12 protein-coding genes are annotated in these 25761 nt (G+C 67.3%); 10 read left to right on the top strand and 2 right to left on the bottom strand.

Annotated features, from left to right (window positions below):
* Positions 1-8: 8 nt before the first annotated feature.
* Positions 9-1547, top strand: coding sequence for a nitrogen regulation protein NR(I) (gene ntrC / locus V9L21_RS02645; protein WP_337308922.1), 1539 nt, complete (start codon positions 9-11; stop codon positions 1545-1547).
* 21 nt (positions 1548-1568) lie between these two features.
* Here the strand turns inward: ntrC and V9L21_RS02640 are convergent, their stop codons facing one another.
* Positions 1569-2081: a hypothetical protein gene (locus tag V9L21_RS02640; RefSeq protein ID WP_337308920.1), complete on the bottom strand. Its 513-nt coding sequence runs from the start codon at positions 2079-2081 to the stop codon at positions 1569-1571.
* Positions 2081-2866: an exodeoxyribonuclease III gene (xth, locus tag V9L21_RS02635; protein ID WP_337308918.1), complete on the bottom strand. Its 786-nt coding sequence runs from the start codon at positions 2864-2866 to the stop codon at positions 2081-2083. The genes V9L21_RS02640 and xth overlap by 1 nt, the downstream gene beginning before the upstream one ends.
* A 589-nt stretch (positions 2867-3455) precedes the next feature.
* On the opposite strand from xth, the gene V9L21_RS02630 reads away from it, so the two are divergent.
* From V9L21_RS02630 to V9L21_RS02590, 9 genes are all read left to right on the top strand, one after another.
* Positions 3456-4397 (top strand): LysR family transcriptional regulator, encoded by a 942-nt coding sequence (locus V9L21_RS02630; protein WP_337308916.1) that lies wholly within the window; start codon positions 3456-3458, stop codon positions 4395-4397.
* A gap of 402 nt (positions 4398-4799) precedes the next feature.
* Positions 4800-5441 (top strand): hypothetical protein, encoded by a 642-nt coding sequence (locus tag V9L21_RS02625; protein WP_337308914.1) that lies wholly within the window; start codon positions 4800-4802, stop codon positions 5439-5441.
* A 151-nt stretch (positions 5442-5592) separates the two neighbouring features.
* Positions 5593-8508, top strand: coding sequence for a beta strand repeat-containing protein (locus V9L21_RS02620; protein ID WP_337308912.1), 2916 nt, complete (start codon positions 5593-5595; stop codon positions 8506-8508).
* Between the two features lie 214 nt (positions 8509-8722).
* Positions 8723-15976: a hypothetical protein gene (locus V9L21_RS02615; RefSeq protein WP_443304500.1), complete on the top strand. Its 7254-nt coding sequence runs from the start codon at positions 8723-8725 to the stop codon at positions 15974-15976.
* Between the two features lie 2 nt (positions 15977-15978).
* Entirely contained in the window at positions 15979-23217 is a 7239-nt protein-coding gene (locus tag V9L21_RS02610) for a prealbumin-like fold domain-containing protein (RefSeq protein ID WP_337308908.1), read from the top strand.
* 2 nt (positions 23218-23219) lie between these two features.
* Positions 23220-24125, top strand: a complete 906-nt coding sequence (locus V9L21_RS02605) for a response regulator transcription factor (RefSeq protein ID WP_337308906.1) — start codon at positions 23220-23222, stop codon at positions 24123-24125.
* A gap of 89 nt (positions 24126-24214) precedes the next feature.
* Positions 24215-24394, top strand: a complete 180-nt coding sequence (locus V9L21_RS02600) for a DUF3606 domain-containing protein (RefSeq protein ID WP_126747474.1) — start codon at positions 24215-24217, stop codon at positions 24392-24394.
* A 46-nt stretch (positions 24395-24440) separates the two neighbouring features.
* Complete coding sequence (locus V9L21_RS02595; RefSeq protein ID WP_337308904.1) at positions 24441-25364, top strand: cation diffusion facilitator family transporter; 924 nt, start codon at positions 24441-24443, stop codon at positions 25362-25364.
* Between the two features lie 107 nt (positions 25365-25471).
* Complete coding sequence (locus V9L21_RS02590; RefSeq protein ID WP_337308902.1) at positions 25472-25660, top strand: hypothetical protein; 189 nt, start codon at positions 25472-25474, stop codon at positions 25658-25660.
* The last annotated feature ends 101 nt before the right edge of the window (positions 25661-25761 follow it).

Raw genomic sequence — 25761 nt, 5'->3', positions numbered from 1 at the left:
GGAGATGCATGAAGCCGATCTGGATAGTTGATGACGACCAATCGATCCGCTTCGTGCTGGAGAAGGCCTTGTTGCGCGAAGACTTGCCCACGCGCAGCTTCACCAACACGCGCGAGGTGCTGGCCGCCCTCGAACTCGCCGCCGACGACGAACAGCAGGGCCCCCAGGTCCTGGTGAGCGACATCCGCATGCCCGGCGGCTCCGGGCTCGACCTGCTCGACAAGATCAAGGCCAAGCACCCCGGCCTGCCCGTCATCATCATGACGGCGTTCTCCGACCTGGACAGCGCCGTTTCGGCCTTCCAGGGCGGCGCCTTCGAATACCTGCCCAAGCCCTTCGACCTGCCGCGCGCCGTCGAGCTCATCCGCCGTGCCGTCGACGAAAGCCAGCGCGAGGAAGTGGCCGAAGAACGCATGGTCGCCGCGCCCGAAATGCTGGGCCAGGCGCCCGCCATGCAGGACGTGTTCCGCGCCATCGGCCGCCTTTCGCAGAGCAACGTCACGGTGCTCATCACCGGCGAATCGGGTTCGGGCAAGGAACTGGTGGCGCGCGCGCTGCACAAGCATTCGCCGCGCGCCAACGGGCCCTTCGTGGCCATCAACACCGCGGCCATCCCCAAGGACCTGCTCGAGAGCGAACTCTTCGGCCATGAGCGCGGCGCTTTCACCGGCGCGCAAACCATGCGGCGCGGCCGCTTCGAACAGGCCGAAGGCGGCACACTCTTTCTCGACGAAATCGGCGACATGCCCTTCGACCTGCAGACGCGGCTGCTGCGCGTTCTGAGCGACGGCCATTTCTACCGTGTGGGCGGCCACAACTCCGTGAAGGCCAATGTGCGGGTGATTGCGGCCACGCACCAGGACCTGGAGCAGCGCGTCAAGCTCGGCGGTTTCCGCGAAGACTTGTTCCACCGCCTCAACGTGATTCGCCTGCGCCTGCCCGCGCTGCGCGAGCGCGGCGAAGACGTGCCCGCACTTACACGCCACTTCCTGCAGGTGAGCGCACGCCAGCTCGGCGTCGAGCCCAAGCGCATCTCCGATGCCGCCTTGGCCAAGCTCGCCGCCTTCAGCTTCCCGGGCAACGTGCGCCAGCTTGAGAACATCTGCCATTGGCTCACCGTGATGGCTCCGGCCCAGCTCATCGAAGCCAAGGACCTGCCGCCCGAAGTCATGGCCGCTGGAACCGGCGCGGAAGCGCACGCCCACGCCGGTGAAGCTGCCGTTGCAGCAACGCAGACCGCCGTGCAGCCCGCACCGCTGCTGTCGCCCAGCCCAGAGCGCGAATTCGCTCCGGCGAGCGCCGCGCCCGAAGCCGCCGAAGGCCTGGTGGGCGCCAGCAGCTGGGAGAGCGGCCTCGAAATCGAGGCGCAGGCGCTGCTCGCCGCCGGCCGTACCGACGTGTGGGACGTGCTTTCGCGCCGCTTCGAATCGCGGCTCATCCTCACTGCGCTGGCCAACACCCGCGGCCGCCGCATCGAAGCCGCTCAGAAGCTGGGCATCGGCCGCAACACCATCACCCGGAAAATCCAGGAACTGGGCATCGAGTAGCTCGGCCCTGCCGGGCCTTGGCTAGCGGCTTCGCTGACCCAGGGTCAGCGAGTCGAGCTGGAAGTTTTCGCTCTTGTCCCAGAGCCAGGTGTCCACATAAGTGTGGCCGCCCAGGCGCCCGGGGCTCGGCAAGGGCGATGCCGCCTTGATCAGAGCCGCGATCTTGCCCGGCACTTCGGGGGCATGGCTCGGCACGCGGCTGAACGTCACGTTCGTGACGTTGCCATTGGCATCGAGCTCCGTTTCGACCACCACCACCGCATACACCAGGGGAGGAATTTTTCCCTTGTAGATGCGCTGTGCGTAGGTCTTGTAGATCTGCCGCGCGCCCGTCTTGCGATAGGCCCGCACGGCCGGCGTTTGCGCCGTGATCAGGCGCACGGTCGGCACGTCGGTCTTTGCGCCTGCCACTTCATCGGGGGCGGAGGTGGCCGACTTGTCATCGCCGGGCTTGTCTGCTGGCTTCAAGGCCGAGCAGGCGACAAGGGTCAGCGCGGCTGCAACGGTTGCCAGGGTGCGAAGGGTTATTTTCATCAGATACCTTGGTCGAGATCGAGCACCACCGGTGCATGGTCGCTTGGCTTTTCCCACTTGCGCGGCACGCGGTCGATGACGCATCCCTTAACGCGCGGCACCAGCGGTTCGCTCACAAGAATGTGGTCGATGCGCAGGCCGCGGTTCTTCTGATAGCCGAGCATCCGGTAGTCCCACCACGAATAGCTTTTCTCCGGCTGCTCGAACAGCCGGAAGCTGTCGACCAGGCCAAGCTGCAGCAGCGCCTTGAACTGCTCGCGCTCCTCGGTCGTGTGATGGATCGTTTCTGCCAGCCCCACCGGGTCGTAGCTGTCGCGGTCTTCCGGGGTGATGTTGAAGTCGCCCAGCAGAACCAGGTTCGGATGCGCCGCCATTTCGGCCCGCAGCCATTCGCGCAGTGCGCGCAGCCAGCCCATCTTGTATTCGAACTTGTCGGTGCCCGGCGCCTGGCCGTTGACGAAGTAGCCGTTCACCACGCGCAACGGGCCTGCCGCTGTTTCGACGGTGGCGGCGATCACCCGCGACTGGTCGTCCGTGAAGCCGCCGATGTTCTTTGCCACGTTCCGCATCGGCGCCAGGCTCAGGATGGCAACGCCGTTGTAGGTTTTCTGGCCGAACACCGCGCATTCGTAGCCGGCCGACTTGAGCACATCGAGAGGAAACTTGTCGTCGCTCATCTTGAGTTCCTGCAGGCACAGCACGTCCACAGGGTTGGCGATCAGCCAGTCGAGCACATGCTGCAGGCGGGCGGTGAGGGAGTTGACGTTCCAGGTGGCAATTTTCATCAAGCGCTACGTTGTTGATTCATGGGCGAGGCAGTCCTGAAGGGATTGCTTGGGTTTGCATTTGTACCCCACTGCACATACCCCGCTGGGAGCCACTGCGCCGTCGAATGCTTGGCGAGTCGAACTTTACCCACAATGTTCGTGATGGCCGAACTGCGGCGCATCGGGATAACACGCAGACAGGCGTGCATCCTTGAGGTGCGTCCTGCGCCGCCATGTTGTCTGACAACAGTTGTGAATCTGCACATCTATCCCTCGAGATTGCCAAAAAGTTCTCAAAACTTGCTCAGGATGGGGTTGTTACAGTTGTTAAGATTTAAGCATGTTTTCATTTTCGATTAACACCATTTTGGTGCAAGCATCAAGTCGAAGACCGCGCTGACGCGGTAACTCTGCATTTCCCGGCGAAAAGATCGTCTGGAATCTCACTGAATATAAAAAATTGCAAGCTGATGGAGCAGCGGCATTGGATGGCTGCGCCTGAATTATTCATAAGTTCCGAAGAAGAATTGAATTGCAATGCCATGCGCGAATTGGTCCGGTCGGCGGAGACAAATAAAACAAAAGGTTCGTAGGGACTAAAGGGCGCGTGGCTGAAGCTGCTGCACGTCGGTGCGGCTGCTCGTTATTTGGGGGAATCATGGATCTATTGATGTCGGACGTACGGCTTTTTGTGAAGGCCGTGGAGGTAGGTGGGCTGACGCAAGCGGCTGATGCGCTGAGCGTGCCCAAGGCGTCCGCGTCCCGGCAACTGAAGCGGCTCGAGGCCCTGGTCGGCCACACGCTCCTGCACCGCGGGGCGGGCCGCTTCGGCCTCACGGGGGAAGGGCGCGAGTTCTTTTCCACAGCCAAGGACGTCCTGGAGGCGGTGGACCAGGCGCTGTCGCAGCTCTCCAACACCAATGAAGCCCTCACGGGCCAACTGCGGATCTCGGTTCCCGGCTACGTCGGCCGCGAGTTGCTTTCGGCGCACCTGTCGGGCTTCATGGCAGCGCATCCGCAGCTCAAGCTCACCGTCGACGTGGGTTCCGACCGGGTGGACCTGTTCCGCGAAGACACCGACGTGATCATCCGCGTGGGGCTCGAAGGCTGCGAAGACCTCGTGGCAAGGCGCATCAAGAAGCAGCCCCTTGTGCTGTGCGCCGCACCTTCGTACCTCGAGCGCCATCCGGAAATCCGGGGCGTCGACGACCTTGCCGGGCACTACTTCCTGACCAGCGGCCCGGAGCGGCACGCCATGGAAATGGTCATTCCGGGTGCCGATCGGGAGCATGTTGTCAGGGCCGCGGGGGTGTTTCGCGCGAACGATCCCGAACTGCTGCTGAGGCTTGCCTGCTCGGCCGGCGGCATTGCCCTGGTTCCCCTTCTCTGTGCCAGGTCCGCGATCCAGGGCGGCTCCTTGGTGACGGTCCTGCCGTCGTTCGAATTGACGCCGGAAGAGCTGAACCTGATGTATTTGCCCGCCCGGCGCAATACCCGAAAGATCAGAACCTTCGTCGATTTCATCTTCAAGGCTCTAGAGCAAGCCTGATTCGACTTTTTCGCCACGGCTGAAGCCCCTTTGCGGGCTTCGGCGGCTTTTTCACGCCCCTTCTTTTTGCGGCTCCTTCAGCCGAATTTATGCACGCCGATTGCAGGCGTGAGCTTGCGCGTTCAAGAGGCCGGCCAGCAAGTGTTGGCTAAATGGAATGCGAGTTGTCGAAAGTGGAACCTCCAATTTCATTTTTGACATCCGGATTTGGCGCCTGCTGCGGGCAGAATACTTGTTGGTTACAAGTGAAAGCAGGCGTACATATTTGTCAATTGATAAACATTTGTTTTTCTAATTGACGGATGAAAAAAGCATCTATTTGTTAGATGTATTTCTGCTTAATTCTTGTTATTTCCGGCAATTGCTGCCGGTTTGCCGTGTGTTCGTTGAACTGGAGCAACCATGCTTATACAAAAACTGACTCAAACTCTTCTGCGCAGGGCGGCCAGGCTGCCTGCGCTGGCTGCAACCTTCGGCGCCGGCGTGCTTGCCGTGGCCACCCTGGCTGCGCCAGCCTCGGCGCAGCCCGCTGCCGCCCGGTCCGCGCCCGCGGCCGACAAGACCGTCTCCGTCGCCCTGACGCAATTCAAGGTGGTGAAGGGCGCCGACGGCAAGGAGCAGTTGCTGGACGCTTCTTCGGTCAAGCCCGGCGACGTTCTTGAATACCGCGCGACCTACACCAACAACACCGGCAAGACGGTGTCCGGCCTGGTCGCCGATCTGCCCATTCCTGAGGGGCTCGAGTACCTGCCGCGCACCGCCAAGCCCGGCGCCGCGCTGGTCAAGGCGGCCACCAAGGACGGTGTCTATGCCGCCGAGCCGCTGGTGCGCAAGGCCGCAAACAACAAGACCGAGCCCGTGCCCTACAGCGACTACCGCGCCCTGCGCTGGACGCTCGGCCAACTGCCCGCCGGAGGCGAAGCCGCCGTGACCGCGCGCGCCAAGGTCGAAGTCGTGGTTCCGCCCGAGCCCAAGACCTCCGCCCTCGCTCCGCAGGCGCCACCCGTGGTCGTGCAGTCCGCCTCTGGCGCGGCCTCGCGCTGACCGGTCGGCGGTGGTTTTGCCTCCTGGCTTTTCGTTTTTCTGTTTCCTTGATCCCTTTGCTATTGCGCGCAACCCGGCCGCTGTCTTCCGTTCGCGGAATGCCTGAGCCGGGTTTTTTTTGTTCCTTTTTTGACAACCGAGGAGAAACCACGTGAGTCCCACCTTGCCAACCCGGCGCATCGGCTTCAGGCCGAGAGCCACATGGGCTGGTGCCGCAGTTTTGTCGCTGGGCTTCCTGTTTGGAAGCTCGAGCGCACTTGCCGCGCCGCCACCCGCCAATACCGTCATCGGTAACCAGGCTTCGGCCACCTATTCGGATTCGTCCGGCACCACGCAACTGGCCACCTCCAACCTGGTGCAAACCACGGTGCAGCAGGTCGGCTCGTTCACGCTGGACACGTTCAACCAGGTCACGACCACGATCGTCAACACCAAGCTCGGCGCCGCAGGCTCGGTGGTGTACGCACCGCACATCTTGACCAACACCGGCAACGGCTCGGACACCTTCACCATCACGGTGGATGCCGACAACGATGCCTTCTCGAAGGTCGAGGTCTATCCCGACGCCAACGGCGACGGCATGCCCGACAGCACCACGCCGCTGTGTACCGCCGCGCCCGCCGCAGTCTGCAGCGTGCCCGCCCAGACCGTGCCCGGCAACAACGGCACGTTCCAGTTTGTCGTGGCCTACACGATCCCCGGCACGGCCACCACGCCGACCACCCCGTTCGATACCGCCACCATCACGGCCACCCCGGGCACGCCGGCGCTGTACACGGCGCCGAACACCGCGGCAGCGGACAAGGACCAGGTCAACCTGACAACCCAGGCCGCCTTCGGTGCCACCAAGTCGATTGGTGTTCCAGCAGTGGCGGCCCCTCCCGGTGCGGCCTGGCCGCTCGCGAGCACCGGTGGTCCGCGCTCGTCGTCGGCTTCGTGCTCGACGATCTGGGGCGCAGGTATCGCTTCCAGCGACACCTGCAAGTACACGGTCTACACGCTCACCTTCAACAACACCGGCGGAGCGCCCGGCAAGTTCGCCCTGTCGGACACGTTGCCATCGGGCTTCACCTATGTCGCGGGTTCCGCCGTCTGGAGCAGTGCTCCGGGCGTAGCGCTCGGCGACGGTGCCGCTGGCGATCCGGCCGGCATGGCCTTCCAGGTGGCGGGCAACACGCTGAACGTGGTCATCGACTCGCTCGGGCAGAACGTCACCCAGACGATCAGCTTCGTGGTGCTGGTGAACAACACGGCTGTGGTCGGTACTTCGACCACGACCAACGTGGCCCAGTACAACCCGACGGATTCGCCGAATGCCGACGTCACGGCGATCGGTACCCTGGGTTCGACCACCAACCCGGCGGCCTACACCGTCGTCGCCAGCTACGGCCTCGTCGTGGGTACCAACCCCTCGACCGCGGCAACGGCAGTCGACACGGTGGCTGGCACGCCCAACGGCACGGCGGCCGACACGACCACGCAGCCCTCGGTGGTTGCCGGCGGCAGCGTCAAGTTCCCGCAGACGGTGTTCAACACCGGCAGCGGCGTCGACAGCATCAACCTGAGCATTGCCAACGGTAGCTTCCCGGCCGGCACGACCTTCCTGCTGTTCGCGGCGGACGGCGTGACGCCGCTGCTCGACACCACCGGCGACGGCGTGCCCGACACCGGTCCGATTCCGGTCGGCGGCAGCGCCAACATCGTGGTGCAGGCCAATGTTCCGGCCAGCGCCACGGTGGGTTCGGGTCCGTTCAACGCGGTCCTGACCGGCCGCTCGGCGAACGACCCGACCAAGCTCGACGCCACGCTCGACCAGGTCACCATCGTCGTCGGTTCGCTCGTCGATCTGACCAACAGCGCGGCCGGTACCGGCTCGGGTTCGGTGGCAGGCGGTGACTTGGGCCCAGGCCCCAGCCCACAGCCGACCACGACCAACAGCACGCCTGCGGGCACCGGCACGATCTTCACGCTGTTCGTCAAGAACAACGATGCAGGCGGTCCGGCAACGCAGACCTACACGCTGGCGGCCAGCCAGTCCACTGGCTTCCCGGGCACGCTGCCGGCAGGCTGGACGGTGAAGTTCGTGGCAGCCGGCGGTACCTGTGCCGCCGCGGCCATCACCGACGTGACCGTCGCTCGCGGTGCGCAGCTTCAGGTCGACGCCTGCGTGACGCCTCCCGCCACGCAAACGCCTGTGACGTCCCAGCCGATCTACTTCCGCGTGCAGTCGACCGCGGTGGCATCGACCGGCGTGCTCGTGTCCGACGCCAAGCAGGACGCGGTGACCGTGACCACGGCTGCAACGCTGGGCGCCACGCTCACGCCCAACAACGTCGGCCAGGTCGCTCCGGGCGGCACCGTCGTCTATGCGCACACGCTGACCAACATCGGCAACCAGAGCTGCGGCGCGTACACGCTCACGGCCACCGTGCCGGCTGCCGATGCGGCACTGGGCTGGACCACCGCGATCTACCTCGACGTGAACGGCGATGGCCAGATCGATGCGGGCGACACCCTGGTGACCGGCCCCATCGCCGGACCGCTCGCGGCAGGCGCAACGCAGAAGTTGCTGGTGCGCGTGTTCGCACCGGGCGGCGCCAGCGCTGGCGCAACCGACACGACCACCGTGACCGCCACGTTCACCGATCCGGCGCCGAACTGCGGCACGCCCTCGGCGACCGACATCAGCACCGTGATCACCGGCCAGATCCGCGTCCTCAAGACGCAGGCTGCCGACGTTGCCTGCGACGGCACGGCTGATGGCGACTTCTTCGCAACGCCGCTGTCGCTGAAGCCCGGCCAGTGCATCGTGTACCGGGTCGTTGCCACCAACGAAGGCACCGCGCCGATCACCAACATTGCGATCAACGACGCAGCACCTGCGTTCACGAGCCTCGTGGGTGCCACGCAGCCGCCGGCGCTCACGCAGTGCGTCTCGACCGGCGTGACCGGCACCGCGCTGGTCTATGCCCAGACCCCCACTGCGGTGAGCTGCGGCAGCGCGGCCAACACCGTGGCCCCGGGTGGCTCGGCCACGCTGACCTTCGCAGTACGGATCAACCAGTAACACGCGATTGAGTCGCCGGCAGGCCTCTCCAGGCCTGCCGGCTTTACGCGAGGCGCCGCCTTCACGGCTGCGCTTCGCCTTTTTCCCCTGCTGCTTTCCGGCGCGAGTGCTCGCGTGCGCATGGCAGCGGCAGAGGAAAGAGACCCAGGTATTCACGGCCCCAGCAGGCGCCGACGGAAGGTTAAGCGGAGTGCAATTCTTGTCTGACTCATTGATGGGCTGCTGCTTGCAGCGATGGCGCCGAGCCGGCGCCACGCTCGCGATCGGCCTGGCGCTGTTGCTGGCGCTCTTCCTGACGCTGTTCCTGGCGTCCGCCGCGGTGCATGCGGCACCCGCGCCCGGTGGCAGCGTCATCCGCAACGTGGCAAAGGCCAGCTACGTGCCGGCCGGCTTTGCGCAGACCGAAACCTCCAGCTCCAACAGCGTGGTGGCGAACGTCCTCGCGGTCGAGGCGCTGGTGCTGACGCAGGACCAGGCCGTCAACAGGCCGCCCGCCACCGTGGTCACGTTGAACCACCTGCTCACCAACACCGGCAACGTGCCTTCGAGCTATGCGCTGGGCTTTGCCAACAACGTGGGCGGCTGCGCGGCCGACACGCTCGACCTTTCGACCCTGCGCGTCGTGCGCGACATCAACAACAACGGCGTGGCGGACCCGGGCGATCCGGTGCTGCCGCTCGGCGCGCCCGGCGCGCTGGCGCTGCGGCCCGGCGAAACGGCCTCGCTGCTCGTGCAGGGCACGGTTCCGGCCACCGGTGCCGGCGTTGCCTGCACCGCGCTCACGGCGACCACCGCGCTGCAGAACCTGAGCGCCACCAACCGCGACACCGTGACGGTGGGCGACATGGCGGTGATCTCCATCAGCAAGAGCGCGAGCTACCCGGGTGTCATCGTGCCGGGGCAGACCCGCATCGACTTTGCGGTCTCGGGCACCAACATCGGCGCGCGCGATGCGCAGCCCGCCAACGTTGCCGCGCCGACAGGCACACCGGTGCTCGTGAACGGCGCGCCTACCAGCCTGGTGCTGGTGCGCGACCTCATTCCCGCCGGCACGCAGTACATCGCCGGCACGCTGCAGAGCACCGCCGCAGGCGCGGTGCGCCTGTTCCGCATGCCGGGCGATCCGGCCTTCAGCTACCGCACCGCGGACGACGCCGCGGCCGTCGAAGTGGCAATCGGCGTGCCCGCGGCCGTGTCGCGCAACGCCTCCATCGCCATGCAGTTCGCGGTGATCGTGCGCGCGGACCAGACCGGCGACATCCGCAACACCGCGCAGAGCTACTACAACGACGGCACCGCGCCGGTGGTGTCGCCGTCCAACACCGTGCTCATCACCACCAGCCAGAGCCGCATCGGCGTGGCCAAGACTGCCTCGACGCCGCGCGCCAACCGCGGCGCCGACGGCCTGCTCGACGGAACCGCGACCGTGCGCTTCAGCGTCGACGTGCGCAACTACGGAGCCGTGTGGCTCTACGGCGTGCAGGCGACCGACCTGCTCGAAGGCAGCGGCGCCAGCCAGTTCGGCAGCTACACCAGTGCGGCCGTGCCCGGCCCCAATCAATACACCGTCGTGCCCGGCTCCATTGCCATTGCGGGCAACCAGGGCAACGGCACGAGCGGCACCGTGGCCGCGGCCAACAACTCGTTCACCGGCACCGCCGCTGCGCAGAACCTGCTGGCGCCGGGTGCCGTGCTGCCGGTCGGCGCGCAGGTCACCGTGCAGTTCGACGTTCGCATCAACGTCAACGGCCGCACCGGCATGCTTCTCAACAGCGTGCGTGCGCAGGGCGCACTTGCGACCGGCGGCGCGCCGGTGGCTTTCGACGATTCGGTCGACGGCACCAGCCCCGACCCGGACGGCGACGGTAACCCCAACAACAACACCGCACCCACGCCGGTGTCACTGCAGCTTCCGTCGCTGTCGCTCGCCAAGAGCGCATCGCTGCCGCGGCGCGTGATGCAGGGCGTCTACGAAATCGACTACCGGCTGCTCGTCACCAACACCGGTGTCGCCCCCGCACCCCACGTGCGCGTGATCGACAACCTGAACTGCACCTTCGACATGGACAAGCCCGAGGGGCCCGTGGCCTCTTGGGAGCTGGTGGGTGCGCCCAAGGTGCGCAGCGGGCTGCTCAATCCCGCGGGCAGCTTTACCGGCCGCGCCGCCTGCGACCGCGAGGCGCTCGCGAGCGCCGATGCCTTCAGGCTGCCGACCGAGGCGGTGCTCAGCCTCACCGACGGCAGCCGCGGGCTGGAGCCCGGGCAGAGCGAAGAAATCAGCTTCACCGTTCGCCTGACCCAGAAGCCCGGCGCAGGCGACCGCCGCGTGGCCATCGACAACAAGGCCTGGGCGGCGGCGTTCGACCAGAACACGATCAACGTCACGCCCGCGATGCTGGTTGCGGCCACTGCCAACTCGGCGCAGTCGCTGCTGGCCGACCCGGCCGGCACGGTCTACAACGCCGTCACGCGGGCGCCTGTTCCCGGCGCGGTGGTCACGTTCACCCGGCAGTCGTGCAGCAGCGGTTCGGTCACGCCGATGACCGCGGCTGAAATCTACGGCGGCTCGTCGGACACCTACACCTTCAATGCCGACGGCAGCGTGTCGATGACGACCGGCGCGGACGGCAGCTACCAGTTCTACCTCCAGTCGCCGCCGGCCACGGGCCTTTGCACGTACTCGCTGCATGTGGTTCCGCCGGCCGGCAGCGGCTACGTCTATCCGTCGCAGCTGATCCCCGTCACGGCCGGCACCTTCGGCAGTTGCGGTCCGGTGGTGCCCAGTGCGCTGCCGCCCAAGGGCGCGGACCCGACCACCCACTATTTCTCGGTCACCTCCGGCTTCAACGCGTCGAACGCGGCGTGCGACGTGGTGCACAACCACATTCCGCTCGACCCCGGCAATGTGCTCGGCCTGGTGCTGCGCAAGGAAGGCAGCAAGCGGCAGGTCGAGTTCGGCGACTTTCTGGACTATGCGCTGACGGTGACCAACAAGACGGGTACGCCGGTGACCGGCATCTCGATCAGCGACAGCCTGCCGCCGGGCTTTGCCTACGTGAGCAACAGCGCACGCCTGAACGGTGCGGCCATTGCCAACCCGGTCGGCGGCGCGGGCCCGAAGCTGGTGTTCAACTACCCGACGCTGACCCTGGGCATCGACCAGATGGCCATGGTGCGCTACCGAGTGCGCGTTGGCGTGGGCGCGCCCACCAACGGAGACGCCATCAACCGCGCGCGTGCCTACTCGGGCCCGCTGCAGTCCAACCTCGCGAACTGGACCGTGCGTGTGACCGGCGGCGTGTTCTCGGACGAGGCCTTCATGTTCGGCAAGGTCTACATGGACTGCAAGGCGGACGGCAAGCAAGAGGGCAGCGACGAGATCGGCGTGCCCGGCGTGCGCCTGTTCATGGAAGACGGCACCAACGTGGTCACCGACGTGGAGGGCAAGTGGAGCCTCTACGGTCTCAAGCCGCTCACCCACGTGCTGCGCGTGGACCAGACCACGCTGCCGCCCGGCGCCCGGCTTGAAATACTCGACAACCGCAATGCCGGCAGGCCCGAGAGCCGCTTCGTCGACCTGAAGAAGGGCGAGTTCCACAAGGCCAACTTCATCATCGGCAACTGCGACAGCCCGGCAACGCTGGCCGACGTGGTCGCGCGCCGCGCCGCCATCGCCGCCATTCCGGACACCGAGGCCGAAGCCCAGGTGCGCATGCGCCTGAATCCCGAAGGGCAGATCGTTCCCGTCGGCGACCTGCGCTCGCTGCCCGCCAGCGGCCAGGCGCTCGCCAGCGGCAGCACCGGCTCGACCACGACCACGTCCGCACCGCTGATCGCCATGCCCGATGCGCCGGCCAATGCCAGCAGCTTCGTCGGTGCCGCATCGGGCAGCATGAGCGGCACGCTGGGTACCGCCGCATCGGCCTCGCCCACGCCCGCCGGCAGCCTGTTCGCAGCGCTCAACGGCCTGCCGACCGCTGCCCAGGGCGCATCGGCCGCGGGCGGTGCGGCAAGCGGTGTCGGCGCGTTCGCGAGCCGGCCCGTCAACACCTCCGCCGCCATGCTGGAGCCGCGCAGCGCGCCGCTGCTGCCCGAGGCAGTGCCCAGCCCCATCGAGCTGGAAGTGCTGCTGCCGCAGATCGAAAGCAATGCGCTCGGCTTTATCGGCCTGAAGGACGGCGACACCGTTCCCGGCCAGTCGATCAACGTGCGCGTCAAGGGCGAGGCCGGCCTGGCGCTGCGCCTCACGGTCAACGGCCAGGCCATCGACGGGCGGCGTGTCGGCAAGAAGACCCAGCTGCCGTCGAAGAGCATCGGCGCCTGGGAATACATCGGCGTGGTGCTGCAGCCCGGAACCAATCGCCTGCAGCTCGACGCAGTGGACGATTTCGGCAACGTGCGCGGCAGCGAACAGATCGGCATCGTCGCGCCCGACAAGCTGGGCGGCATCCAGGTCGACCTGCCCGAAACCGCCTACGCCGATTTGCGCACGCCGGTGGCTGTGAAGATTCGGCTGGTCGACGCGGCCGGCGTGCCGGTGACCGCGCGCACCCAGCTCACGCTGGAGGCCGACCGCGGCCGCTGGTTCGACGAAGACCTGAACCCGGCCGAGCCGGGCACCCAGGTGTTCATGGAAGGCGGAGCCGCCGAGTTCCGGCTGCTGCCGCCGGGCGAGGCGGGCGACGCGCGGATTCGCGTGACGGCCGGGAGCTTCGTCAAGGAAGTGCGGCTCGCGCTGCTGCCCGAAATGCGTCCGATGATCGGCGTCGGCATCGTCGAAGGCGTGCTCGACTTCACCAAGCGCGGCAGCGTGCCGCTCGGCGCCATGCCGGCGGGCGCGGCCTTCGAGGCCGAACTGACGGGGCTGACCGACGAGCGCGAGAACCGTCGCGCGGGCGCTCGAGCCGCCTTCTTCTTCAAGGGCACCGTCAAGGGCGAGTACCTGCTCACCGCCGCCTTCGACTCCGACAAGGCGCGCAAGGACCGCCTGTTCCGCGACATTCGCCCCGACGAGTTCTACCCCGTGTACGGCGACTCGTCCGTCAAGGGTTTCGATGCGCAGAGCACGCAGAAGCTCTATGTGCGCATCGACAAGAACCGTTCGTTCCTGCTGTACGGCGACTTCACCACCAGCAGCAGCACCGAGGTGCGCAACCTGAGCCAGAGCAATCGCGCGCTCACCGGCCTGAAGCACGTGTACGAGACGGCCAACGTGCGCGCCACCAGCTATGCGTCCCGCACCGCGCAGACGCAGCAGGTCGAGGAGTTTCGCGCCGTCGGTACCTCCGGCCCTTACTACCTGAGCGCGACCGGCGGCGAGTTCGTCGACAACAGCGAGCAGATCGAGGTGGTGGTGCGCGACCGCAACCAGCCCGACATCGTGCTGCAGCGCACGGCGGTCACGCGCTTCGTGGACTACACGGTCGAGCCGCTCACGCGCCGCGTGCTGTTCACGCGTGCCATCGCATCGGTCGATGCCAATCTCAACCCGCAATCGATCCGCGTCACCTATGAGGTCGACAGCGGCGGGCCCAAGTTCACCGTGGCCGGCACCGACGTGCAGGTCAAGGTGGGCGAGCGCCTGCAGGTGGGCGTGGTCGCGAGTACCGACCAGAACCCCGAAAACCACCGCAAGCTGCGTGCGCTCACGGCCGTGGCACGCCTCGGCGACAACACCACGGCCGCAGCCGAACTGGTGCGCACCGAGTCCGACGAAAAGGGCAAGGGCGAGGGTGGCCGCATCGAAGTGCGCCACCAGGACGAGAAGCTCGCCGTGGTGGCGCTGGCCAGCAAGACCAGCACCGGCTTCGACAACCCGGGCGCGAGTTTCTCGGCGGGCCGTACCGAGGTTTCGGGCCGTGCCGAATACAAGATCGACGACAACACCGCGGCCCGCGCCGAAGTGCTCTACAGCAAGGACGCACTGCTCGAAGGCGACCGCAAGGGCGCGAGCGCGAGCCTGCGCAAGAAGCTGGACGACAACGTCGTTGCGGAAGTCGGCGTGCGCCACGGCCAGAGCAACAGCGGCCTGGCCTCCGGTTCCGGCTTCGACTACGGCGAAATCTCCACCTACAACGGCAACCTCGGCAGCCGCGTCGGTGCCGGCAACGTCACGGCGCTCGGCGCCGCCGCCACGGCCAACAGCAGCGGCGAAAGCGAAAGCCTCACCACCGTGCGCGCGCGCCTCTCGGCGCAGGTGCCCGGTGTGCCGCTGGCCCAGGTGTTCGTCGAAGGCGAGCAGGACCTGAAGAATTCCGACCGCCGCACGCTGGCCATTGGCGGCAACTACGCGATCACCGACAAGACGCGTGCCTACGCGCGCTACGAGCTCATCTCCAGCCTGTATGGCGATGCACAGCTGGACGCCACGCAGTCCAACAACGTCGGGATCGTCGGCATCGAGAGCAACTACATGGACGGCGGGCGCGTGTACAACGAGTACCGGCTTGCCGACAGCGTCGACGGGCGCAGCGCGCAGGCAGCCATGGGCGTGCGCAACACCTTCAAGCTCACCGACCGCTTCAGCCTGACCGGCGGCCTGGAGCACACCCGCCAGATGGGCGGCTACACCAACAGCGCCAACAGCGGCACCGGCTATGCGGGCGGGCTGGGCGAATCCACCGCCGTCACCGCGGGCGTCGAATACCTGACGGACACCTACAAGCTCAGCGGCATTCTCGAAGGCCGCAAGGGCGACGACGCGAACACGCGCCTCTTCAGCGCCGGGTTCGGCTACAAGATCAGCCCCGCATGGAGCCTGCTGGCGCGCAGCGTGGTGAGCGACAGCGAAGGGCAGGGCGCGAACGGCGGCAACGAGCGGCACCTGCAGCGCCACCAGATCGGCATGGCCTATCGCCCGGTGGACAGCGACACCTGGAACGCGCTGATGCGCTACGAGCGCCGCTCGGAACGCATCGTGGGCAACGGCAACGCTGCCGGCGCGCTGACCGGCGGCAGCGCCTTCGGCAGCGGGTTCGGCAACGCCAGCCTGCCGGGCAGTACCAGTGCCGACATTCTCTCGGCGCACCTGAACTACAACCCCGAGCGCGGCAGCGTGCTGAGCGCGCGCTATGCGGGAAAGATCTCGCGCACCGACGACGGCTTTCTGGCCAGCACCTACTGGGCGCACCTGCTGCACGCGCGCTACACCCGCGACCTCAACAAGGACTGGGACTTCGGCATCCAGGCCGGCCTGCTCTACGGCAAGGGCGGCTCGCTGCAGAAGACCGCGGGCGTGGAGCTCGGCTACCAGATGGCGAAGGACCTGTGGATTTCCGCCGGCTACAACTTCGTCGGCCTGCACGACCGCGACCTCACGGCCAACGAATACACCAGCAAGGGTGCGTACATCCGGCTGCGCTTCAAGTTCGATGAAACGGGGTTCGGCTTTCCGTCGGCCGGTGCCGCTGTTGCTCCGCCGGCATCGGCGCCCGCATCTCCAGAAGAAAAAACCAGTTCAGAAAAATGAACATGCAAAGACTCAAGAACACGCTGGGCTCCATCGCGGGCACGGCATGGTGGTGGCTCCTGTGCGGGGCGTGGCTCGCGGCCGTGCCGCTTTCCGCGCATGCGCAGCAGGTGCTCAGGCCGCAGACCGGCACGTTGATCAACGGCACGATCGTGGGCGTCAACGCCGGCGGATCGTGGCGGACCTCCTGCATCACCGGTTTTCCAACTGGCCTGACGATGTGGGAGCGCTATCACGGCGCCACGGTCAACGGAACTTTTGCCAACCTCACCGGCGGCTTGCGCGCCTATGAACTGCGCTGCTCTCCGTTCACGGTGACCGAAGGAGCTGCCGCCGCGACCATCACCTGGGGCGCGCCGGCCCAGCGCGGGGTTGCAGGCCGTCCCATCGATGGCATGACGCGGCGCGGCCCGCAGGCGTGCCCGGCCGGCACGGTGATCGCGGTGCTCGGGGGCGTCGACCGCATGTTCAATGGCGCCTCGGGCAACATCTACCCGACGCAGATCACCTTCACCTGCCGGCCGGTCACGGTGGTGGCGGGCGACTGGTTCCGTGTGGCGGCGAGCGGGGGCGCAAGCTACACGCTGGGCATTACGACGAACGACGGCGGCACCGGCCCCGGCTCGGCAGTGCCAGGCCCCCTGCGCGCCCCGCGCACCGTTTGCCCCTACTCGGCCACCAACACCTGCAACGGCCTGGAAGACCTTGGCGGCGGGGAGCTGATCGACGGCTTCTCCGGCGCGCGAAGCGAGTTTCCCGATGCCCGCGTTTCGCAGCGCATCAGCTTCGTCAACTACGCGTGGAGCCAGGCGCTCGGCGCCAGCACGAACACGGCCACCTGGCGCCCGACCGCGGGCCGCTTGCCGTTCTACCCGCCCACTGTGGCAAACAACCCCGCCCGCTACCAGGACAACTACGAGACCTACGTGGCGGGCGGCAGCGTCTACAGCGGCAGCGCGGTGCCCCCGAGCGGCGTCAGCGTCTACAACTTCGTCAGGACCGGTACCTGCGCCACCTCGCACACGCTCGCGACGCAGGAGGACTACACCTGCACGAACATCATCACCGGCCGGCCCGACCTGCAGGTGCGAGTCACCGTGCCGCCGGACGCCTGGACCAGCCACGGGCAGGAGCGCATCGTCAGGCTCACCGCCAAGAACTTCGGCCCCGGGCGCACCACGGCCACCGACAACTCGACCGCGATGCTGGTCCTTCCCGCCGGATGGAACACGGGCACCTTGCCCGCCAACTGCACAAAGGCCGGCTCGCCGGTGGCGGTGACCTGCCAGCTCAACCCCACGCTGCTCGCGGGCTCGAGCGGGCCCGGCATGACGGACGGCGGCGAAGCCAATTTCGACATTCCCGTGTTTCCCCAGCCCACTGTGGCGGCCGGCAGCTACCCGGTCGTCAATGGCGCCCGGGTTTGCGTGCAGGCGGCATCGCCGGGCAACCCGCACTACTGCACGGTGCCCAACGATGCGACCGCGAACAACGACGACGGCATTGCGGTGGATGAAACCGACACCATCGTCCTCGCCTATCTCACGCCGCCGCTGATGCCGCCGCGCGTCACGACCACCGTGGTCTCGAACGGCGGCGTGGGTTCCTTCGCGTTCACCGGCACCAACGATGCGGCGCCTGTCAGCCCCATCGTCACGACGGTGGCCGGCCAGGGTGAATCGGGGCCCACCAGGGAATTGGCGGTCACGCGGAGCGCGACGTTCCTGCAGCAGGCCGTACCGCCCGCTGGCTTTGCGCTGCGCGCCATGTCGTGTACCGGCATGGCCCCGGGCGGCACTGCAACCTACGACCTCGCGCTGCGGCGCGTGACCCTGGATGCGGCCGCCACCGACTACGGCGCCAACATTGCCTGTACCTTCACCAACACCCGCGTGGTCGTTACCGTCAGCAAGGTGACCGAGGGTGGAACGGGCAGCTTCTCGTTCACCGGCTCCAACGGCTTCGCTGCACAGAGCATCACCACTTCCGCGGCCAACACGCCGGAGGAGGGCGATCCATCGGGCCTGACCACCGTGGGCGCCGCGACCACCATCACCGAAGGCGTGCCGCCTGTCGGCTGGCGGCTCAAGGGCATCGCCTGCACAGGCATGGGCGCGGGCGGCACGGCCACCGTGAATCTCGCCGCGCGTGCAGTCACCCTGAACGCGGCGGCCACGGCAGCCGGCAGCAACATTGCGTGTACCTTCACCAACACCAAGCTGCCGACGATGACGGTCAGCAAGATTTCGATCGGCGGCACGGACAGCTTCGCCTTCACCGGCACCAACGGCTTCACCGCCACCAACGTGACGACGGAAGACGACGGCGTTGCCATTGCCGCAGCGGAACAGGTGCTCACGGCCGCGAACACCGCCACCAACATCACCGAAGGCGTGCCGCCGCCCCCCTATGCCTTGACCGGCATCAGCTGCACGGGCATGGGCCCGGGAGGCGCGGCCACGCCGAACCTGGCCACGCGCACCATCGCTCTGAACGCCGCGGCCACCGCACCGGGCGCTGAGATCAACTGCACATTCACCAACACGGTCCAGCCGCAGCTCAAGCTGGTGAAGACCGCCGGCACGCCGAGCTTCGCGGTCGGCGTGGCGTCGAGCTACACGCTCACGCTGAACAACATCGGCCCGGTCGCAACCACCGCTCCCGCGACGATCAGCGACACCGTGCCCGCCACGCTCGCGCTCGGCACCATGCCCGCCGGCTGCAGCGCAAGCGGGCAGGTCGTGAGCTGTACCGTGCCTGCGGGGCTCGCCGCCACCACCGGCACTGCGGCCTTCGTCATTCCGGTCACGCCTTTGCCGGGCGCCTCGCCGAGCGTTGCCAACACCGCGACGGCCACGGGCGGCGGCGACCCGTTGTGCAACGCCACGGGCAACTGCACGAGCAGCGTGACCACGCCGGTGCTGGGCGAACCCCGCATCACCCTGCGCAAGACCAAGACCAACGTCACCGGCACCCACACCTTCGGTTTCACGCTGACTGGCGTTACCAACCCGACGAACAGCATTGCGGTGACCGCATTGGCCACGCCGCAGGCCTCCGCCACGGTGCACGTGGGCAAGCCAGGCGTCGAGGCCACCGTGCAGGAGTCGAGCGTGCCCGCGGGCTGGCCGGCCAACCCGGTGTCGGTGTCCTGCCTGGACTCCGCAGCCGCGACGAGCGGCAACCCGACGACGCAGCTGGCCATACTCAACGGCAACACCGCAACCCTGCCCGCGAGCGTGATGCGGCCCGCCGCGGCCATTGCCTGTACCTTCACCAACACGGCCACCGCGCGCATCGCGGTGGACAAGACCGCATCCGCGACCGCGGGCGCCGGCGGCAGCATCGTCTACGGCCTGAGCTTTGCCAACACCGGCCCGGTGCCCACCGGCACGACGCTGGTGGTGAGCGAGCAATTGCCGCCCGGCGTGGTGGCCAACTCGGTGGTGCCCGGCACGGGTGTCACGTCGGTGAGCTGCGGCTCGCTGCCGAGCGCTCCCGGTGCGCTGCTCAACTGCACCATGACGCTGCCCGCGGGCGGCATTCCGGCAACCACCGGCGTGCGCGGCTTCACGATGAACGCGACCGCGCCCATCGTCGACACAGGTACCGTGCTGACCAACTACGCCAGCACCAACGTGAACGGCGCGGGCTTGCCGGTTACGGCCGCCGGCGCCGGCTGCGTCTCCAGCGGCACGGTGAGCTGCGACAGCGCACAGACCGCCATCGTGGTCGGCCCCGCAGCCGGCAGCCAGTCGGGCGTGCGCATCGTTACCGACAACCAACTGGCCAACGGCACCGCGCAGGACGTGCTCGAAGCCTTCATCCGCGACGAGTCCGGCAACCCGGTCCAGGCCGGCACGGTGGTGACCTTCGGCGCCACGCCGAACGTCGCGTTCAACGGCGGCGCTGTCGGCGCAGCCGGAAGCTGCACCACCACGGCGGCAGGCCTTTGCCAGGTGAGGGCTACCAGCACGGTGGCCGCGGTCTACAGCACCACGCAGGTCACGGTGGGCGGCGCTGTCCTGAGCGGCAACTTCAGCGTCGGCGAAGACAGCTACCTGCCGAGTCCGCAGCCCTACCGGTTCGGCAGCCGTCCGACCGTGACCATCCGCAAGACCTCGCTCGGCGGAGTGGGTACGTTCAGCTTCACCGGAAGCAACGGCCTGGTGGCGCGGAACATCACGACCACCGTGGCCGGCACGCCGGTCGCGACGGCGGTGCAGACGCTCACAGCGGCAAATATCGCCACCACCATCACCGAAGGCGCGCCGCCTGCCGGCTATGCGCTGATCGATGCCTCGTGCACCGGCCTTGGCGCCGGCGGATCGGCTTCGCGCAACGGACGCGTGCTCACGCTCGATGCGGCGGCCACCGCGCCCGGCAGCAACATCGTCTGTACCTTTACCAACGCATTCGACGCGAACCCGCCACCGCCGCCCGTTGCGCCGACGGTGATGTGCTCGACCAACGCCGCGGTCTTCAATACCGGGTTCGACGGCCCCGCCGGCCCGCCGCTGGCCACCGGGCGCGATCCGGTGTGGGAGTCGGGCGTTGGCACCGCCACCGGCGGGCCCGGCAGCGTTCCCACCTGGGCGCGTTCGTATATCGGGAACAAGGCGCCGGCCAGTTGGATCGCGTCTCCCTTCGGCAATGCGAACTGGATCTCGCAGTACCCGACGAACCATGCAGGCAGCGTCGACGTCTACCACCGGTTCACCTTCAACATGGCGCCGTCGGTCAATCCGGCGAGCTTCGCGCTGAAGCTGGACTTCTATTCCGACAACTCGGTCGCGGGGGTCTACATCAACGGGGTTCTGCAGAGCCTTCCGGGCGTGCCGCAGGGGGGGACCACGCCCTACGCCTACGGAGGTTTCCAGGCAGGCACCGGGGCCAGCACCACGCTGACGAACAACTGGCAGTCGGGCTCGAACACGGTGGTCGTCCACGTCAAGAGCGGCGCCCCTGCGCAGGGCTTCCTGGCCCAAGCCACCACCAGCGCGCTGTGTGCGCCCGCGACGGTCAACCTGCAGAAGAACACCCTCAACGGCGCCGGCGGTCCCTTCACCTTCAACCTGACCAACACCACGCAAGCCAGCGGCACGGTCAGCACCGTCGCCGCCGGTACGCCGGCGCAGGTGGACGGCAACACGGCCGCGGCGGGCGTGCAGACCTTCAGCGCCAGTGCGAGCAACAGGGTCATCAGCATCACCGAACCCGCGGTGCCCGGCTGGCACCTGACCGGTGCAAGCTGCACCGACGCCGGAGCACCGGTCGGCAGCCTGGGCACCGGCGCGAGCGGGCGCACCTACACCATTCCCGCGACCAGCGTGCAGCTGGGCAAGTCGCTGCAATGCGTGTTCACGAATTCCGCCTCGGCCACGGTGACCATCCGCAAGGTGTCGTTGGGCGCAACCGGAACCTTCGGCTTCAGCGGAGACAACGGCCTCGCGGCGCAGAGCCTTACCACCACCGTGCTCGGGACGCCGGTGGCGGGCGCCATCCAGACAGTGGCGGTGCCCAGCACGGTAACGACCATCACCGAAGACCCGCTGCCCACCGACTACGCGCTGACCGGCGTGAGCTGTACCGGCCTGGGCGCGGGCGGCACCGCCACGCCCGACCTGCCGAACCGCAGGGTGACGCTGGACGCGGCCGCCACGGCGCCGGGCAGCAACATTGCGTGTACCTTCACCAACGCGTATACGCCGCCGTATCCACGGGTGCAGATCGTCAAGACCACCATCGGCGGCATCGGCAGCAACCTGTTCCGCTTTGCGCTCAGCGGCCTTTCGGCGGCAAGCGACAGCATCACCGTGGTGGGTGACGACAGCGTCGAGGGCGCAGCCAATATCACCGGCACGGCCGGTGTCGGCGTCACGATCAGCGAAACCTCGCCGCAGGGCTGGCCGGCCAACCCGGTGAGCGCCAGCTGCGTGGACTTGAACAGTGCCACCCCGGCCGCCATGTTCGGCACGCTCACGGGCAATCAACTGGCCATTCCCGCTGCCCACATGGTTGCTGGGGCGGCCATCACCTGCACGTTCGTGAACGGCTATCCCAAGAACGTGACCGGCCGGGTGTTCCTCGACAACGGCACGGCGGGCGGCATTGCGAACGACGGACTCATCAATGGCGGCGAGACCGGGCTCAGCGGCATCGGCGTGCGGCTGACCGACTGCGCGGCAACCACCTTCTCGACCGCCGTTACCGACGGCACCGGCAAGTACGCGCTGGCCGTGCCCTTCACCATCGGCACGGGCGACGCGCTGTGCGTGGAAGAAACCAACACGGTGTCGCGCATCTCCACCGGCGCCTCGCTGGGTGTCGTGCAGTTGCCCTCGGGCCAGGCCGTGACCAACACGGGCACCGCCTACACCTACACCCGCGAAGGCACGCCGGACCGCATTGCCTTCACCTGGAACAGCAGCGGCCATGCGGATCTGAACTTCGGCGATGTCGACCGCAACACGCTTGCCACGGACGGCGCCAAGAACGGCCTTCCGGGCAGCACGGTGAGCTATCCGCACACCTTCACCGCCCGCACCGGCGGCGAAGTGAGCTTCGACATCTCGAACTCCGTGGACACGCCGGCGCTCAGCGGCTGGAGCGGCAAGATCTTTGCCGACACCGGCTGCACCGGTGCGCTGCAGGCCGGCGCGGCGCTGCTCTACCCACCGGCCGCGCCGATGACAGTCGTCGCCGGGCAAAACGTGTGCATCGTCATGCAGGAGTTCGTTCCCGCCAACGCAATGAGCGGCAACAGCAACACCAGCACCGTGCAGGCCAGCTTCGTCTTCACCAACGCCAGCCCGGGCCTGAACGCCACCTACACGGTGACCGACATCACGACAGTGTCGACCAGCGCGCTGGAGCTGCGGAAGGAAGTGCGCAACGTGACGCAGGGCGGCAGCTTCGGCATCAACAACCAGGCCAAGCCGGGCGAGACGCTGGAGTACCGCATCACCTACACCAACAACGGCACCACGCCGATCAGCGGCTTGACGGTCAACGACACGACGCCGCAGTACACCGCGTTTGCCGGCGCGCAGGCGGACACCACGCCCGCCACGCTCGCAAGCTGCCAGAAGCAAACGCCCGCCAATCCGCCCCCGGCGGCTGCCGTGGATTGCGCCGCTGCGCAAACCGAGGGGGGAACGGGCGCGCTGAGCTGGAAGTTCACGGGCCCGCTGGACCCTGGCGCCTCCGGAACGGTCCTCTTCACAGTCAAGGTGAACTGAACATGAGCAGTCCAATTTCAAACGTCGTGGCCATGAACCAGGTGGATGCCCGAGGCGAATTCGCCAAAGGCTCGGTGCTGGCCGCCGAAGCGGTCAACGACAGCAGCGAGCCGGGTGCCCGGCCGGCCGCGGCATGGCACCGCAGGGCCCTGCACCCGATGATGTTCGTCAGGCCCGAAGGTGTGCGCATCGCAGTGGTCGACCCCGAACTGCGCACGCGCGAATACGCACGCCGCGCCGTCAGGAGGTTCGGACACCAGCCCGCGGCCTTTGCGAGCACCGCGGAGATGGCCGGTGCGGGCACCGCGTCCCCCTCCAGATTCGACATGGTCTTCCTGGCGGTGGCGAGCGACGCCGAATCGTCCGTTCTGCAGCTGCAGGAGGTCAAGGCGCTGGTGGGGCACCACACGCCGGTGTTGTGCCTTGCTTCGCGCAAGCAGTTGCCGTCGCTTTCGGACCTGCACTGGAACGCGACCAACGAAGTGATCGTGAGCCCGACCTCGTTCGTCGAGTTCTGCTGCGTGGCGCGCATGTTCATGCGGCGCTTCGGCGTGAGCGTGCCCGACGCCGACCCGACGTGGGACTGCTACCGTTTTTCTCTCACGAGCGACGTGGTGGAGGTGTCGGGCGAAAGGGCGCATCTGCGTGCGGTCGAGTTCGACCTTGCGCTCGAGCTCTTCTGCCATGCGGGCCACACGCTCACGCGCGACTGGCTGTATTCGGTCGTGTGGGACAAGGGCGAAGACACGCAGTCGCGCTCGCTCGACGTGAGCATTTCGCGCCTGCGGCGCACCCTGGACCTGAAGGCCAATGGCTGGGACCTGCGGGCCGTGCAGGGCCTGGGATACCGGCTGGAGCGGCTCCCCGGAAAGAAGCGTGCCAACGCCTCGCCCGCCGCGCGCGTGTAGAACTTGTCCTGCATCAACCATGGAAAGCGGCTGGCAAGGGGCGTTTTTCCGGCGGTGAAACTGCCGTCTCCAACAACCTGGAGAGCCCGATGCCGGACGATATGGAGATTCGCGTTCCGCAGAACGACGAGCACATCGACATCACCGACCTGAAAGAGGTCGACTACTGGACCAAGTGGTTCGGCGTCAGCGAGACCCGGCTCCGGTTGGCGGTGGCATCCGCGGGCACCTACAAGGACGACCTGCGGGTCTACCTTGGCCTTCCCTGAAAAGCAGCGGGGCCGCGGGCCGGTTCTGGGCCGCACCCCCTGATGGATGGCTGAATCCAAGGTTGCCATCTACGGCGCGATCGGCGCCAACGTGGCCATTGCCGCGACCAAGTTCGTGGTGGCCGGCATCACCGGCAGTTCGGCCATGTTGTCGGAAGGCATCCACTCGGCAGTCGACACCTTCAACGGCGTATTGCTGCTGGTGGGCATCAGGCTGAGCCAGCGGCCCGCAACGCCCGAGCATCCGTTCGGCCATGGCAAGGAGCTCTACTTCTGGAGCCTGATCGTCGCGGTGCTCATCTTCGGGCTGGGCGGCGGGGTGTCTTTCTACGAAGGCATCCAGCACATCCGCAAGCCGGAGCCGATGCGCGACCCAACCTGGAACTACGTCGTGCTGGCCCTGGCCTTCGTGTTCGAAGGCACCAGCTTTCTCATTGCGTTGCGGCAATTCCGCGCCCAGGCGCGGGGCGTGCCTTTCTGGCGCGCGCTCGGGCAAAGCAAGGACCCGACCACCTATACCGTGCTGGCCGAAGACTCCGCGGCGCTCATCGGCCTGGCGGTGGCCGCGCTGGGCATCTACCTGAGCCACCGCTTCGGCATGCCCGAGCTCGACGGCGCGGCCTCGGTGGTGATCGGCCTGTTGCTGGCCGGCGTGGCGGTGCTGCTGATCGGCCAGGCGCGCGGGCTGCTCATCGGCGAAGGCATCCGCCCCGAGACGGCGCGGGCCATTCGCAGCCTGGCCATGGAGCAGCCCAGCGTCAGCGACGTCGGCCACGTGCTGTCGATGTACATCGGCCCCGACGAGGTGCTGGCCATCGTCGACGTGAACTTCAAGGAGGGCACGGCCACTGGCGAGGCAGCCGACGCCATCTCGGCCATCGAAGGGCAGGTGCGCGCGCGCTTTCCGATGATCCGCCGGCTTTTCATCGAGGCGAGCGAAGCGCCGGTGGAAACCGTCGCGCGCGCCTGAGGCGCCGGCCGCATCGTCGGCCTTGGCTGACCCGCGCTGCCGCCTTTGCCTGAGCGCTCCGGCCCGGCGCTTGCGCCACTGTCGGCCTTCATTCAGGAGATTGCCGCATGAACACGCCAACACCGCCGCCGGCCCCGCGCCCGAAGCGTTCCCCCGACGAACCCGAGATCACGCAGGAGGAGTCCGTCCCCACCGACGGCAGCGACACCGAGGGCGAGGAAATGATGAAGAAGGTGCAGAACAAGAAGCTCGAAGACCCGGGCGAGGCCGAGCACAAGACGCCTGAAAAGTCCTGAGCGGCGGGCGCTTTGTCCTCTCGCGAAAAAGGCGGCGCCCTACAGCTGGGGCCCGGCGCCGCCGCTAAAAATCCTCCTGCGGGCATTGATGGCCCGGCCTG

The sequence above is a fragment of the Variovorax sp. CCNWLW235 genome (assembly GCF_037204085.1).
Lineage (GTDB): Bacteria > Pseudomonadota > Gammaproteobacteria > Burkholderiales > Burkholderiaceae_C > Variovorax.
This window is presented reverse-complemented; position numbering and strand designations above follow the sequence as displayed.